Annotated in this window: 10 protein-coding genes and 1 tRNA gene; 4 read left to right on the top strand and 7 right to left on the bottom strand. The window is 37.6% G+C overall.

The window, feature by feature from the left end; genetic code table 11:
- Positions 1 to 8: 8 nt before the first annotated feature.
- Genes infB through rimP form a run of 3 tightly spaced genes read right to left on the bottom strand, consistent with a single transcriptional unit; the run spans position 9 to position 4,446 of the window.
- Complete coding sequence (infB, locus tag PXG98_RS05750; RefSeq protein ID WP_276389504.1) at positions 9 to 2,699, bottom strand: translation initiation factor IF-2; 2,691 nt, start codon at positions 2,697 to 2,699, stop codon at positions 9 to 11.
- Between the two features lie 40 nt (positions 2,700 to 2,739).
- Entirely contained in the window at positions 2,740 to 3,972 is a 1,233-nt protein-coding gene (gene nusA / locus PXG98_RS05745; protein ID WP_276389502.1) for a transcription termination factor NusA, read from the bottom strand.
- A 12-nt stretch (positions 3,973 to 3,984) separates the two neighbouring features.
- Positions 3,985 to 4,446 (bottom strand): ribosome assembly cofactor RimP, encoded by a 462-nt coding sequence (rimP, locus tag PXG98_RS05740; protein ID WP_276389500.1) that lies wholly within the window; start codon positions 4,444 to 4,446, stop codon positions 3,985 to 3,987.
- Between the two features lie 204 nt (positions 4,447 to 4,650).
- On the opposite strand from rimP, the gene PXG98_RS05735 reads away from it, so the two are divergent.
- The 3 genes from PXG98_RS05735 to PXG98_RS05725 all read left to right on the top strand — a co-directional run bounded on the left by PXG98_RS05735 (position 4,651) and on the right by PXG98_RS05725 (position 8,276).
- On the top strand, positions 4,651 to 5,928 hold the full coding sequence (locus tag PXG98_RS05735) for a cation:proton antiporter domain-containing protein (RefSeq protein WP_276389498.1): 1,278 nt from the start codon (positions 4,651 to 4,653) through the stop codon (positions 5,926 to 5,928).
- A gap of 295 nt (positions 5,929 to 6,223) precedes the next feature.
- A complete protein-coding gene (locus tag PXG98_RS05730) occupies positions 6,224 to 6,757 on the top strand; it encodes a hypothetical protein (RefSeq protein WP_276389496.1) in 534 nt (177 codons plus the stop codon).
- Positions 6,750 to 8,276 carry a flavin-containing monooxygenase gene (locus PXG98_RS05725; protein ID WP_276389494.1) on the top strand — a complete coding sequence of 509 codons (1,527 nt, stop codon included), beginning with the start codon at positions 6,750 to 6,752 and terminating at the stop codon, positions 8,274 to 8,276. The genes PXG98_RS05730 and PXG98_RS05725 overlap by 8 nt, the downstream gene beginning before the upstream one ends.
- A gap of 150 nt (positions 8,277 to 8,426) precedes the next feature.
- On the opposite strand, the gene PXG98_RS05720 is transcribed toward PXG98_RS05725, so the two are convergent.
- Positions 8,427 to 8,498: transfer RNA gene (locus PXG98_RS05720), tRNA-Gln, on the bottom strand.
- Positions 8,499 to 8,665: 167 nt separating this feature from the next.
- On the opposite strand from PXG98_RS05720, the gene PXG98_RS05715 reads away from it, so the two are divergent.
- The gene (locus PXG98_RS05715; protein ID WP_276389492.1) at positions 8,666 to 11,992 is read left to right on the top strand and encodes a glycosyltransferase family 117 protein; all 3,327 of its coding nucleotides are present in this window, start codon (positions 8,666 to 8,668) and stop codon (positions 11,990 to 11,992) included.
- 79 nt (positions 11,993 to 12,071) lie between these two features.
- Here the strand turns inward: PXG98_RS05715 and PXG98_RS05710 are convergent, their stop codons facing one another.
- The 3 genes from PXG98_RS05710 to PXG98_RS05700 all read right to left on the bottom strand — a co-directional run bounded on the left by PXG98_RS05710 (position 12,072) and on the right by PXG98_RS05700 (position 14,467).
- Positions 12,072 to 12,368: a thioredoxin family protein gene (locus PXG98_RS05710; protein WP_276389491.1), complete on the bottom strand. Its 297-nt coding sequence runs from the start codon at positions 12,366 to 12,368 to the stop codon at positions 12,072 to 12,074.
- 91 nt (positions 12,369 to 12,459) lie between these two features.
- On the bottom strand, positions 12,460 to 13,689 hold the full coding sequence (locus tag PXG98_RS05705; protein WP_276389489.1) for a metallophosphoesterase: 1,230 nt from the start codon (positions 13,687 to 13,689) through the stop codon (positions 12,460 to 12,462).
- A 40-nt stretch (positions 13,690 to 13,729) separates the two neighbouring features.
- A complete protein-coding gene (locus tag PXG98_RS05700) occupies positions 13,730 to 14,467 on the bottom strand; it encodes a copper homeostasis protein CutC (protein WP_276389487.1) in 738 nt (245 codons plus the stop codon).
- Positions 14,468 to 14,488: the final 21 nt, after the last annotated feature.

Here is a 14,488-nt window from a genome sequence, read left to right as displayed (position 1 = left end):
AGGACTACTTACAGCTTTTTCTTAACGGCAACTTCCTGGAATGCCTCAACAATGTCTCCTTCTTTAATATCGTTGTAATTCTTTATCTGTAGTCCACAATCGTAACCTTTCGATACTTCTTTCACATCGTCTTTAAATCTTTTTAAAGAGGCGAGCAAGCCTGTAAATATAACTACACCATCCCTTATCAGGCGAATATTTGAATTTCTAAATATTTTCCCATTGGTAACCATACATCCTGCAATAGTTCCAATTTTTGATATTTTAAATGTTTCCCGAATTTCAGCAGTACCTGTAATTTCTTCCTTCATAACAGGAGAAAGCATTCCTTCCATAGCATCCTTCAGATCATTAATTGCATCGTATATAATGCTGTACATTCGGATGTCTATTTCTTCCTTGTCTGCTATATCCCGAGCATTACCCATTGGTCTTACGTTAAATCCAATAACAATAGCATCGGAGGCCGACGCAAGTAAAACATCTGACTCAGTAATTGCACCTACACCTTTATGAATGATATTCACCTGAATTTCATCCGTAGATAATTTTTGGAAGGAATCCGTTAGGGCCTCCACGGAACCATCAACATCTCCTTTAAGAATAATATTGAGTTCTTTAAAGTCGCCTAATGCAATCCTTCTTCCAATTTCATCTAAGGTTATATGGCGCTGTGTACGTACGGATTGTTCTCTTTGAAGCTGACTTCTTTTAGCAGCGATTTGTTTTGCTTCTTTCTCATCTTCAAAAACGTTAAACTTGTCCCCTGCCTGAGGAGCTCCATCCAAACCTAAAATAGAAATCGGGGTGGAAGGTCCAACCATTTTTACATTTTTACCTCTTTCATCTTGCATAGCTTTAATCTTACCGCTGCAAGTTCCTGCAAGAACGTAGTCCCCTACTTTTAAGGTTCCCGCCTGTACCAAAATGGTACTTACATAACCTCTTCCTTTATCAAGAAATGCCTCCACTACCGTACCTGAGGCAAGCTTATCTGGATTGGCTTGCAGCTCTAGAATCTCTGCCTCTAACAATACCTTTTCCAAAAGCTCTTTTACCCCTTCCCCGGTTTTTGCCGAAATATCATGGGACTGAATTTTACCTCCCCAATCTTCCACTAATAAATTCATGGCTGCAAGGCCTTCCTTAATTTTATCCGGATTAGCGGTTGGTCTATCAATCTTATTTATAGCAAAAACAATTGGAACACCAGCCGCCTGTGCATGGCTAATGGCCTCTTTTGTTTGCGGCATAATATCATCATCCGCTGCAACCACTATGATAGCAATATCAGTGACTTGTGCACCCCTAGCCCTCATCGCTGTAAAAGCTTCGTGACCGGGTGTATCTAAGAAGGTTATTTTTTGGCCTCCCTCCAAGCCTACACCATATGCACCAATATGTTGGGTAATACCCCCGCTTTCTCCGGCGATGACATTTTCTTCCCGAACATAGTCTAATAAAGATGTTTTTCCATGATCCACATGACCCATTACGGTTACAATTGGAGCTCTTGGTTTTAAATCTTCAGGGGCATCAACCTCTTCTTCTATAGCCTCTTCTAAGTCGGCAGTGATAAATTCTACTTCATAGCCAAATTCATCAGCAACTATAGATAGGGTTTCAGCATCTAGCCGTTGATTCATAGTTACCATTATCCCTAAGGACATACAGGCAGAAATTATCTCAGTTGATGCAACATCCATCATAGTCGCAACTTCTCCAACAGTAACAAATTCAGTTACTTTAAGAGTTTTACTTTCTAATTCTTGTTGTTCTAAGTCTTTCTCGGTCTGTTGTCTGTGCTGATCTCTTTTGTCTCTACGATACTTTGCTCCTTTTCCCTTCTTGGATTTTCCTTGAAGTTTTTCAAGAGTTTCTCGCACTTGTTTTTGAACTTCCTCCTCTGTAGGCTCTACCTTTGGAGCAGCAGTAAAGCGTTGACCTTTTTTAGACGGCCCCCTTCCTTTAGCACCCTGACTTCCGTTACTGCTAATTATCCTTTTTCTGCGCTTTTTCTTGTCGGCGGCAGCGGCATCAGACTTTTCCTTAGGAGCCTCTTTCTTCTTTTTGGGCTTATTAAATTTTGAGAGATCAATTTTATCTCCCATAATCTTTGGACCAGAAAGTTTTTTATACTGCGTGGTTATGGCCTCAGGCTTGTCCGATTTTGGTTCTTCCGTTGCCTTTGGCTTTACTTCTACCTCAGTTACTTCTTCTTTTTTAGCTTCAGGTTTGGCTTCTTCCACGGCAATCGGTTCGGAAGCTTCTTTGGCTTCAACCAGCTTTTCTTCTTCTTTAGGAGCTTCTTCTTTTTCTTCTTCCTTTTTCTTAGGATCAAGATCAATTTTACCAACCTTTTTTGGTCCGGATAGCTCTACGCGTGCTTTGACTATCTCCCTAGATGCAGCTCTCTTTTCTCTTTCCAGGCGTTTCTCCTCCTGCTCCTGCTCTAGTTGCAATCTTATGGCCTCTTTTTCCTTCCGTTTCTCTTCCCCTACTTCCTGAGATGCAACCCTTTTGCTCATATCAGTCTGAAACTCATCCAAGAGAACCTGATGTACATCTTCAGATATTTTTGTAGTCGGTCTGGCCTCTATTTTGTACCCTTTAGAGGTCAGATAGTCCACTGCTCTATCCAATGAAATATTAAGTTCTCTCAAGACTTTATTAAGCCTTATTGTTGCATTATCTGCCATATAATTCGTTTACTCCTATTTTAAAATGCTAATATATAGCTTAATCTTCAAATTCTTCTTTTAGTATTCGTACCACATCCGAAATAGTTTCCTCTTCCAGATCCGTCCTTTTTACCAAATCATCTATATCTTGTTCCAAGACACTTCGTGCTGTATCTAGACCAATTTTCTTCAGCTCTTCTATGATCCATCCTTCTATTTCATCAGAGAATTCTGTAAGCTCAACATCTTCTTCTACTCCTTCTCGGAATACATCTATTTCATAGCCCGTTAATTGTCCGGCCAGTCTAATATTATGACCTCCTCTACCAATAGCCTTAGAAACTTCCTCCGGTCTTAAATAAACCTGAGCTGTTTTTTTCTCATCATTTAAGGAAACAGTGGACACCCTAGCAGGGCTTAAGGCTCTGGTGACTAGCAACTGAGGATTATTAGTCCAATTAATTACATCTATATTCTCATTTCCTAATTCACGAACAATCCCGTGGATTCTGCTTCCTTTCATTCCTACACAGGCCCCAACCGGATCAATTCTATCATCATAAGAATCTACAGCTACTTTAGCCTTTTCGCCTGGAATTCTTACTGCCTTCTTAATACTAATCAGACCGTCAAATACTTCGGGTATTTCCTGGAAAAATAATTGCTCTAAAAATATAGGAGAAGTCCTAGACATAATTATCATGGGCTTACTTCCTTTTAATTCTACACTTTCAATTATACCTCTAACATTGTCTCCTTTTCTGAAAAAATCAGAAGGAATCTGCTTGTCTTTCGGAAGAATAATTTCATTCCCCTCATCATCCAATAAAATTATGGCCTTGTGCCTAATATGATGAACTTCTGCGGTATAAATCTCTCCTTCAAGGTCTTTGAACTGCTTGTAAATTGTAGTATTATCGTGCTCATGGATTTTGGAGATTAAATTTTGTCTCAGTGCCAAAATCGCCCGTCTACCCAAATCTATAAGTTTAACCTCTTCAGAAACATCTTCCCCAACCTCAAAATCTGGTTCAATTTTTCTTGCTTCCGAAAGAGAAATCTCTTCATTTGGTTCTTCTACTTCGCCATCCTCTACAACGATTCTGTTCCTCCAAATTTCTAAATCCCCCTTATCTGGATTAATAATTATATCGAAATTCTCATCAGAACCAAATTTCTTTTTTAATGCATTACGAAATACATCTTCCAATATCGCCATAAGCGTTACTCGGTCAATAAATTTATCGTCTTTGAACTCCGAGAATGATTCGATCAATGCAATATTTTCCATTTTCCCTTAGGATTAAAATTTTAGTTTAACTTTTGCCTCTTTTATTTCGTTTAAAGCGATTTCTTTTCGCTTTATTACTGTTGTTTTGCCCTTACCAATAGGTTTTTTTTCACGAGCCTTCCACTCCAGAACTATGGTCTCTGGAGAAGCTTCCGTCAAATTGCCTTCGAATTTGTCTTCTGCAGTCTTAACTTCCAACTTACGACCAATATTCTTAATATACTGTCTGCCAATAACAAGTGGTTCTGTAGCGCCTGCCGACGTCACTTCTAACGCAAAGTCTACTTCTTCTCGATCTAAATTATGTTCAATAGCCCGACTAACATCGATACAATCACTAAGACTTACACCTTTGTCACCATCCAAAACAATTTTAATTGCATTGTTAGAACTAATAGTAAAATCAATTAAAAATAACGAATTTCTATCTTCCAATGCTTTGTTTAAAAGGGCTTCAACTTTCTCCTTAAACATACCATTAAGTAACAAAAGAGGGGACAAATTGTCCCCTCATGAATATATAATATTCTTTCAGTGGTGCAAATATACAATTTTTTTCATTTTAATTAAAAAGTGAGTACTATTATTGAATAACCTAATTCCGCTGTCTTATCAAACTATTTAAAAATTAGTAGTAGTTTTAATTAATAGGTATTTCAAAGCCGCTAAATTATTCTAATGGACATTTTTAATTCGTACAACCTGATTATTGAAGCATCGGTTATTCTAATCCTATCTTTTCTCTTTAATGGCGTAGCAAAAAAAACCAATATCCCTTCTGTATTACTCTTAATTGTCCTTGGCATTATTCTACAATTTTTTCTAAAAACCTTTACTTCTGAAGAAGTAGACTTTTTTCCTGCCTTAGAAGTCTTAGGAATTATTGGTCTAATAATGATTGTTTTAGAAGCTGCATTAGAACTGGAACTAAAAAAGGAGAAAATCCTTCCCATTTTAAAGGCAATGGCCATAGCATTGATAGGTTTGATTGGCTCGGCTTGGTTGGCAGCACTTATTCTCTATCAGTTTACCCCAAATATGAGCATGGAAATAGCATGGATTTATGCAACCCCTTTATCTATATTATCCAGCGCCATAATTATTCCAAGTGTAAACGGTTTAACGGAGAAAAAAAAAGAGTTTCATATTTATGAAAGTACCTTTTCAGATATCATGGGAATAATGATGTTTTATTTTTTAGTAAGCAAATTAAATCCCTCAGAAGATAGTAGTCCCGTTGGCTTTTCTATAAATGTCCTATTGACTATTGTAATCTCTTTAATTGCTAGTTATGCCATTATCCTCATTTTCCAGAAAATTCGCAATCAGGCCAAACTGTTTTTATTAATAGCTGTTCTCCTCTTACTTTATGCCATCGGCAAACAATTACACCTGTCTTCCTTGCTAATCATTTTAATATTTGGCTTGGTAATTGCAAATATGAAGCTCTTTTTTGGAGGAAAACTCTCTAAATATCTTGAATTTGAAAGCGCTCATAGAATATACCATGAATTACATATAGTCACCTTAGAAACCGCCTTTGTAGTTCGCACTTTCTTCTTTGTGATTTTCGGTTTAACCATTACCATTGGTTCCCTTTTTAATCTGGAAGTGGCTTTTACAAGTCTATTGATTTTGGCTTCTATTTACTTAATCCGATTTGTAATCCTGAGAACTTTCTTCGGAACAGACATTCTGCCACAGCTTTTTATTGCCCCTAGAGGCCTCATCACTATTCTACTTTTCTACGCAATTCCTGCTAACGCCCAGTTAGCAGAGTTTGAACCGGGAATTTTACTTTTTGTTATCATTGGCAGTAGCCTAATAATGACTTGGGCCTTAATAAAATTTAAAGTGAAAAAAAATACCATATTGGATCAAATTGATGAAGAAATAGAAGAATTATCGACAAAAAATGAAGCCCTGGGAACAGAACACACCCCCGATGACCAATAAACAAATAGATAATATTTATTAGTTTTCAGGCATGGGTGTGGTATATGGCCACAAGAATTCTAATTCCCTTCTTTTCGAACAATCATTTATTAACTATCCCTTTAAAGGAGTTAAAAGAAAGTCTTCATTTTCTCAGATGTAAAACGAATAGACCCTAGCGGTCTCATCAGTCTAACTTTGGATAAATAATCTTTATTATAGACCATTATTAGGTTTATTTTGGTTAAACTTGAAAAATCTTATTCTTGGGTCCAATTTAAGTTAGTTTGGGGTTTAAAAGAAGAATGAATTTTTTATGGAATATGAAAACCTTCATACCTGCGTTCTAGAAAAAGTATATGGTCCTTTACGGTTGGATTTATTCAAACAGGACGAAAAATTCAGATTAGTACACCTTAGAGATGAAGACGATATTTCAAGAACCTTTGGTGTAGTAAAATTCCTTGAAGTTGAAGGCGAGCCCCTTAAAACTGCTCATAATAAAATACTCAAGGGCGCTTTGTTAGGCAAAACCCTTTTTGATTATAAAATAAACTTTGATAAAAAAAATATTGGCTCTTTCCTAGTTGAATTGCCCACCTATTTAAGGACTGATTTTAACTGTAAACCAAAAGAAGGGATAGCTGTATTTTCCAGAATTATGGTTAGTGACAAATCAACTCCTTCTAGTTCGTTTACCTATTCGGAATTAATTGAAGTGATGCCATATAAATTGGGCAAGCAGCTCTTGGCTCAGACGGAGTACTTATCAAAACTTGATAAAAATTTACTAGATTTATGTGAAGCAGCAGAAATAAGACCAATAAAAAACAAAAAAAAGCATGATTAGTTGTGTTATTATCGGAGCAGGCCCTGGTGGTATTGTGGCCACAAAAGAGCTGTTAGAGAAAGGGTTTAATGATATACTCTGTTTGGAACAGACCGCCAATCTTGGAGGGGTTTTTACGAAAAGTTATGATAATTTATTACTTACTTCTTCTATAACATTTAGCATGTTTTCTGATTTCTGGGTGGGAGATGGCAATAACCATAACTTTTGGACCAAATCGGAAGCAGTTTCTTACTGGACCAATTATGCCAATCATTTTAAGGTAAACGAACATATACAATATAATTCTAAGGTCATTGGGGTTTCTATACGCGAAGATAAATCCTGGTCTATTGAATTAGAGTCCGGTGAATTAATACATTGTAAGCACTTAGTAGTGGCAATTGGGAATAATAATATTCCAAAATACCCGATATGGCGAGATCAGTTATCTAAGGTATCCTATTCCCATTCATGCGAATACAAAAATGCAGATCCTTTTAAGAACAAGAGAGTACTTGTAGTTGGGGGAGGGGAATCTGGGTCGGATGTTGCTTATGAAATATCACAAGTAGCCGAAAAGTGTTGGGTAAGTCTGAGGGAGTCTACCGGATGGATTGTCCCTCGTAAACGGGGTGGACATGCCGCAGATGTATCTACACATCGTGGAATATGGGATCTTCCCAGGGATTATGGTAAAAAATTAAGTCCTTTTGTCCTTAAACTGGAGCGTGGCAGAAAAGATCCTGTTTTTGACGCCTTAGCAGATCTCAATGACAAAGTGAAGGCATCTTATGGTATTTGGGGCATTTACGGTACAAAAACACTTTCCCTGCCCAAAGCAATAGCCAATCATGGTTGCCAGGTGGTTGGCGACATTACCAGCGTTGAAGATGGAGGAAGGAAACTTACATCCTCATGTGGGCAAAGCCTTGAAAATATAGATGCGGTTGTATTTAGTACAGGATATAAAAATGTAGCAAAATTTATGCCGGAGGAACTTCAATCAACCGATCCTCGTCAGATGTACAAACATATCTTTCATCCTGATTTCCGTGATAGACTAGCATGGATTGGTTGGGCAAGACCAGGTTTTGGCAGTCAGTTTCCTATAATGGAGATGCAGTCGCGATACTGTGCTCTCATATTCTCAAAAGAATTAAAACTACCTAATAAAGTGGAGATGCAAAAGGTCATTGAAGATGATATGACCCAATATAAAAAGCAGTTTGAAGAGAACGCCCAACGAATTAGGAGTCTCATCGATTATCACCATTACATGAATGAAATGGCCAAAATAATAGGATGCTCTCCTCCACTTCTGAAATATTTCTTTACCAACCCAAAACTTTGGATCCATTTAATGTATGGTCCCACTCAGGCAACTCAATTTAGGTTAAAAGGGCCTGGGAAAAAAGTTAAATTGGCACGTGAAATTATTGAAAAACTGCCAATAAGCACTTATAATCATATCGTCAAGGCCGGATTAAGAGGAAGGTTATTGTACAGTTTTAAAAGCTCTGTAAACTATGGTGGATGAAAGGCCGAACCAGATAGAGAATTTTAAATATACTTCCTAAAATATTTTTTTCGCCATTAGAGGGAAAACTACACTATAAATTAGGCAGGTGTTTTATTATGACTTCTATAAAAAAAGTCCCAGCTTCGTTTGAAGATAGGACTTTAGAAGTTGGCCTACTAGGACTCGAACCTAGAACGACTGGACCAAAACCAGCTGTGTTGCCAATTACACCATAGGCCAATAGCGCTTAAGAGCCTGCAAATTTAAGACAAACTTTTATTTGCACAAATATTTTGTATACAATCGTCAAAAAAAGAAGTTAAGCAGCTTGTTAAGGTTTCATAAAAATATCTCTGCATATCTATTTTAATTAGTAAATTCGCCCTAATTCATAAATTTCAGAATACATGTTTTCAAAGAATTTTGAGAAATGGGACACCCTCCTCGGATGGGTTGTTTTTTTTATAGCACTTATAATTTACACTATCACTGTAGAACCAACCGGTAGTTTTTGGGATGCGGGGGAATATATTACCACTTCGGCTAAACTGCAGGTTGCCCACCCTCCTGGAGCACCTTTACTACAAATGATAGGAGCTTTTTTCGCTATGTTCGCCTTTGAAGCGGACCAGATTGCTAAAATGGTGAACTACGTATCCGGGGTCTCAAGTGCATTTACCATTTTATTTATGTTTTGGACCATCACCAATCTCACAAGAAAACTTATTGGGGTAAAAGATAAAATGACGGAGAGCACTGCAATAGCCGTTTTGGGAAGTGGAATTGTTGGAGCACTAACATTTACCTTCTCGGATAGTTTTTGGTTTAATGCAGTAGAAACCGAAGTTTACGCAATGGCCAGTTTTATTATGGCCCTGCTTCTCTGGCTAGGCTTAAAGTGGACAGATGAATTAGACAAGCCACGAGGAAATAAATGGATAATACTTATTTCCTTTGTAGTGGGACTTACCTTTGGAATTCAGTTTATGGGGTTTTTGACAATACCCACTATTGGCCTGTTGTATTATTTTAAGAAATATAAAACTACTACAGTAAAGAACTTTCTTATAGCCAATATTTCAGTTGTGGCAATACTAATGTTGGTTTATAAATTCTCTTTGACCTACGTTCTAAAGTTGTTTGGTTGGGCTGAAGTTTTCTTTATTAACAGTGTAGGACTACCTTTTAATTCAGGTTCTGTTATCATGCTTTTCATTTTTATTGGAGCGTTTTACTACGGGCTTCGCTATACCAAGAAAAACGATTATAGGATTGCAAATACAGTAGTATTATGTGCTATGTTTTTATTTTTAGGGTTTTCCTCTTGGCTGATGCTTCCCATAAGGGCAAATGCCAACGTGGTAGTTAATGAGAATAATCCTGCAGACGCCCGAGCTCTTCTGGCCTATTATAATAGAGAACAGTACCCAGGAGTTGATAGTCCAATTTACGGCACCTACTATTCCGATGCCTTTGCCCCGCCCGGAGCCGAGAAAGATGATAAACCTAAGTACGAACAAGACCATACTTTAGGGAAGTATATCATTGTAAATAAATATAAAAATGCCATGCAAGGGCCCAATGAGAAACATCGTGGCATACTTCCAAGAATGTGGAGTGACCAAAATGCTGAAAACTATATGAAGTATTTTGGCCCCTTGCGTTTTCGAATGAAGTCATCAAATGAAGAGCTCAGAAAAGCAGTCGCTCAAGTTCGTTCTGGACTTGCGAATGGCGAGATAGATGAGGGTCAGTATATTAGTTTTTTAAGGCAGTTCAGCGATTATATCGAAGTAGAGCCTCCGACGGTCTGGGAAAACATTAAATACATGGTACAATTCCAATTTGGCTATATGTATTGGCGCTATTTTATGTGGAACTTTGTTGGGAAACAAGACGACGTACAAGGCAGGTATAATGGCAATGGTGAATGGCTCAGCGGGATAGGGTTTATCGATAGTCTTAGACTTGGTAGTCAAGACAATTTACCCAAAGATATGCTGGATAATAAAGGGCGAAACACCTATTTCTTCCTTCCGTTAATTTTAGGAATAATTGGATTGGTGTTTCAGCTAACTAAAGATCCCAAGCAATTTTGGGCGCTCTTTGTGTTCTTTGTTTTTACCGGATTAGCCATTCAGTTTTATACCAATCCTTCCATTTTTCAACCAAGAGAAAGGGATTACTCCTTAGTTGGTTCATTTTATGTCTTTGCCATATGGATTGGTCTTGGAGTTTACGGTTTATTTGAAGAATTTAAACGCCTACTAAAACCCAAAATTTTAGCTCCATTGGTGCTCGTGGTTTGCCTTCTTGCGGTGCCCGGGGTAATGGCCTTTCAAAACTGGGATGATCATGACCGTTCCAACAGGTACACAGCAAGAGCTAGTGCTAAAGCCTATTTGGATACCTGCCAGGAAGATGTGGGAGCAATTCTCTTTACTATTGGCGACAATGATACTTTTCCCCTTTGGTATGCTCAAGAGATTGAGAATTACCGTACCGACGTTCGAATTATATGCACCAGCCTTTTCGCAACGGATTGGTATGTAGATCAAATGAAGCGTAAAGCGTATAAAAGTGATCCCATACCATCCCAGCTTACGCACGAACTCTATCGTTACGGGAATCGAGATGTTATCTACTACCAGGGGTTGCCCGGACTAGAAGAAAAGCGCTGGAACATTAAAGATTTTATGAATTGGGTTGGTAGTAATAAACCCCAAACTAAATTTAAATATATTCTTGAAAAGCAGGGAGCAGATTTAAGTGAATATTCGGAAAGCACCTTAGATCTAGTCTATTACCCAACCAATAAAATTAGAGTCCCTGTAAACAAGGAAAATGTTTTGGCAAGTGGTTTGGTAAAGGAAAAAGACAGTGCACTAATTGTAGATTATATTGATATCGATCTGCCCAAAAGCGCCTTACCCAAAAACCGTATTATGATGCTAGATTTGTTAGCGAATAATAATTGGGAACGACCCTTATATTTTTCTGGAGGAAGTTTTGACAAGGCCGAGTACATTTGGATGAAGGACTATTTACAATTAGATGGGTTAGCCTATAAATTGGTTCCTATTAAAACCGAAAATCGAAGTCCTTTTGAAATGGGAAGAATAGATACAGACTTGATGTATGATGTAGTGACTGGATGGGACTGGGGAAATTCAGGTAGTTCAAAGATTTATCATGACCCGCAAACCAGATCTCAGGGATTGGCCTACAGAGGTAACCTAGCCAGATTAATGGAGGCGCTTATCAATGAAAATAAGATTGAAAAAGCAAAAGACATCATCGGTATTGCCATGACTAATTTACCAGTAGAATATTTTTCGTTCTACGCTTTTGTAGAACCTTTTGTAGATGGCTATTACAAGGTAGGAGAAACTCAAGAAGCCAGAGATCTTTACACCAAATTAAAAAGCATTTACCAAGATCGTCTGACCTACTATTCTGGAATACCTTTAGATGAACAATACGACCATATAGAAGATATTATTGGTGACATGGAAGCCTATCGCAGAATCATTGATATCCTTATTGACAACGATGATAGAGAAATGGCAGAAAAAGAAACCCTATTATTTAATGAGCATATAGAGCGGTTTAGTCACTTCTACCGGGATAATGGACTAGAAGATGCTATAGAAGTACCGGAGACCAATCCTGATTTAAAGGACAGCAATACAATTAATAGCACTATTGATTCTGATACGGTTCCTGTGGAATAGAAGATTTGGATATCAGCCTGAGAGGGTCTATTACTCTCTGCCATTAGGGTTTTTTAAAGATTCCGGGAATAGAGGAATACTACAAGTATTCGTTTAAGATTCCTATAAGGGTATTAGCATCTTGCTCGCCACTTTGCCTCCATACCATTTCTCCTTTTTTGTAGATCATAAGGGTGGGCAAACCTTTTATTCTTAAAGCCTGCGATAACTCTTTGTTCTTATCCACATCTATCTTTATAACCTTTCCCTTATCGCCAAGAGCAGCGGCTACATCTCTAAGAACAGGATGCATAGAAGTTGACTGTTCATTCCATTCCGCATAGAAGTCAAGTAAAACCGGAACGCTTAAATCGATTAGTTCGCCAAATTTAGACATATATAGCACATTGGATTACCAACCAAATGTATGAAAAAATGTTAAAATAAAATTTGAGAAGGCTTTTTTGCCTGCCGAGGAATCGTTAAAATCACGTTAAATCTTTCTTTTTAAGCGTAATCACTGTTATTTCCGGCCAAATACCTACTCTCCCCGGGTAACCGATAAAACCAAACCCTCTGTTTACGTTAATATACTGCCCCAACTCTTCATAGATACCCGCCCAGTATTTATATCGCCATTTCACGGGGCTCCATTTTATCCATCCTGGAATCTCAATTCCAAATTGCATGCCATGTGTATGTCCGCTTAGTGTAAGTTGATAATGGTAGTCATCATGAATTACGACGTCTTCCCAATGCGAAGGATCATGGCTTAATAATATTTTAAAATCATTTTTATCAATTGCTTTTGCTGCTTTTTTTAGATCTCCTGCCTTTTTAAAACCGCCTCTTCCCCAATTTTCAACCCCAACCAACGCTATCTTATCGCCTCCTTTTTTGAGATACCTACTTTCGTTTAGTAACAAGTCAAATCCCATTTCCCTTTGCATTTCTTTTAATTCGTCCAAATTGGCCATCTTCTCTTCTTCCGTCCTCCAACTAATATAGTCTCCATAGTCGTGATTCCCCAATATAGAATACTTACCATCCTCCGCCCTTAGTTCTGAAAAAATAGCAGTCCATGGTCTCATTTCCTCTGCTTTATTATTAACCATGTCTCCGGTAAAAAAAAGGATATTACTTTTCTGCTTATTTATTAAATCAATTGCATAACGTATCTTTTCTTCATTATCAAAACTGCCACTATGGACATCCGAAATCTGTGTTATTTGATAGCCATCAAAGGAAGAGGGTAAGTCTTCGAACTCCATGTCGTATCTCAGAACCCGAAAATCATATTTTCCCTTATACATCCCATAGAGCAATGCCCCAAATGGAACAGATGCAATCCCTAAAGCCAGAATACTTAAAAATCTTCTTCGTTCAGGCAAACTAAATTCTTTGGAGCCACCAAAAAATCTTTGATAAGAACCGCTTATAAACCGAAATATATCTTCTGAAAACAAAAAGAATATGGTAATAATGTTAAAGGTGAGTACAGCTATCAAAAAGCCAAAGGCATAACTTTTAGGCCGGTTTAAGACTCTTCCTGTATCGTCTCCCCAAGTAAATTGAAATATAAAATTAGATAATACCAGCAGAGAAATTCCTATAAACAGGTAGTAAACCCATGGAAATCTAGAAGCTGTCTTTAAGGCCTGAATGGTATAAAAACTTAATATAACATAAATAAGAGTGAATATTATCCAACGAACCATAGATCCTTTTTTACAAATATATCCTTTAAAAAAATAGAGCTTAGCTGTTTAAATCATTTTTAACGATATCTACAACCTCTTTTAAAAGATCTAGATCTGACACGGCAATACTATCATCACTTAAAAACTTGGCATTGTTCATAGTTATAGGTGGTTTAGAAGACAGGGTCTTTCTCCATTTAGACCCAGAAAGATGTATCGCGTCAAAGCCATTCTCCTTAAAGATTTGAATATTTTTTAGATTAACACCACTTCCTGGCATTATGGAGCAATGAGTGGCATAGGTATTCCAAGATTTTAAGTCATCCATTCCAGCTAGTGCGGTAACCTTCTGACCCGAAGTCAGAATTGTATTTACACCAATATTTTGCAGTTCTCTTATAGCCTTTTTAGGTTCAGAAATCCAATCGAAAGCTCTGTGAAAGGTAAAATGCCTGGGCTTGGTTAATTCTACCAACAAGGCAGTTCGTTTTAGATCAATTTTAAACTGATGCGTCAGCACCCCGGAAACTATTCCTGTGACTCCCAAATCCAGGCACTGCATTATATCGTCTTGCATAATCTGGAATTCCTTATTGGAATAAGTAAAATCTCCGCTTCTGGGGCGTATAAGCACATGAACCGGAATGTTCAGGTCCTCTAAAACCTGTTTTATTAGTCCATAAGAAGGTGTTACCCCTCCCACACCCAATTCCATACAGAGCTCAATCCGATCTGCTCCTGCATTTTGAGCATTTAAGGCAGATTCAATAGAGTTCGCGCAAACTTCTACTATCATTTGATCTTTTTAAAACATTAA

The sequence above is a fragment of the Eudoraea chungangensis genome (assembly GCF_029360665.1).
GTDB classification, from domain to species: domain Bacteria; phylum Bacteroidota; class Bacteroidia; order Flavobacteriales; family Flavobacteriaceae; genus Eudoraea; species Eudoraea chungangensis.
This window is presented reverse-complemented; position numbering and strand designations above follow the sequence as displayed.

Excerpts from the sequence above, each read along its gene's own strand:
- infB (WP_276389504.1), bottom strand. The coding sequence starts at position 2,699 with ATGGCAGATAATGCAACAATAAGGCTTAATAAAGTCTTGAGAGAACTT.
- nusA (WP_276389502.1), bottom strand. The coding sequence starts at position 3,972 with ATGGAAAATATTGCATTGATCGAATCATTCTCGGAGTTCAAAGACGAT.
- rimP (WP_276389500.1), bottom strand. The coding sequence starts at position 4,446 with ATGTTTAAGGAGAAAGTTGAAGCCCTTTTAAACAAAGCATTGGAAGAT.
- PXG98_RS05735 (WP_276389498.1), top strand. The coding sequence starts at position 4,651 with ATGGACATTTTTAATTCGTACAACCTGATTATTGAAGCATCGGTTATT.
- PXG98_RS05730 (WP_276389496.1), top strand. The coding sequence starts at position 6,224 with ATGGAATATGAAAACCTTCATACCTGCGTTCTAGAAAAAGTATATGGT.
- PXG98_RS05725 (WP_276389494.1), top strand. The coding sequence starts at position 6,750 with ATGATTAGTTGTGTTATTATCGGAGCAGGCCCTGGTGGTATTGTGGCC.
- PXG98_RS05715 (WP_276389492.1), top strand. The coding sequence starts at position 8,666 with ATGTTTTCAAAGAATTTTGAGAAATGGGACACCCTCCTCGGATGGGTT.
- PXG98_RS05710 (WP_276389491.1), bottom strand. The coding sequence starts at position 12,368 with ATGTCTAAATTTGGCGAACTAATCGATTTAAGCGTTCCGGTTTTACTT.
- PXG98_RS05705 (WP_276389489.1), bottom strand. The coding sequence starts at position 13,689 with ATGGTTCGTTGGATAATATTCACTCTTATTTATGTTATATTAAGTTTT.
- PXG98_RS05700 (WP_276389487.1), bottom strand. The coding sequence starts at position 14,467 with ATGATAGTAGAAGTTTGCGCGAACTCTATTGAATCTGCCTTAAATGCT.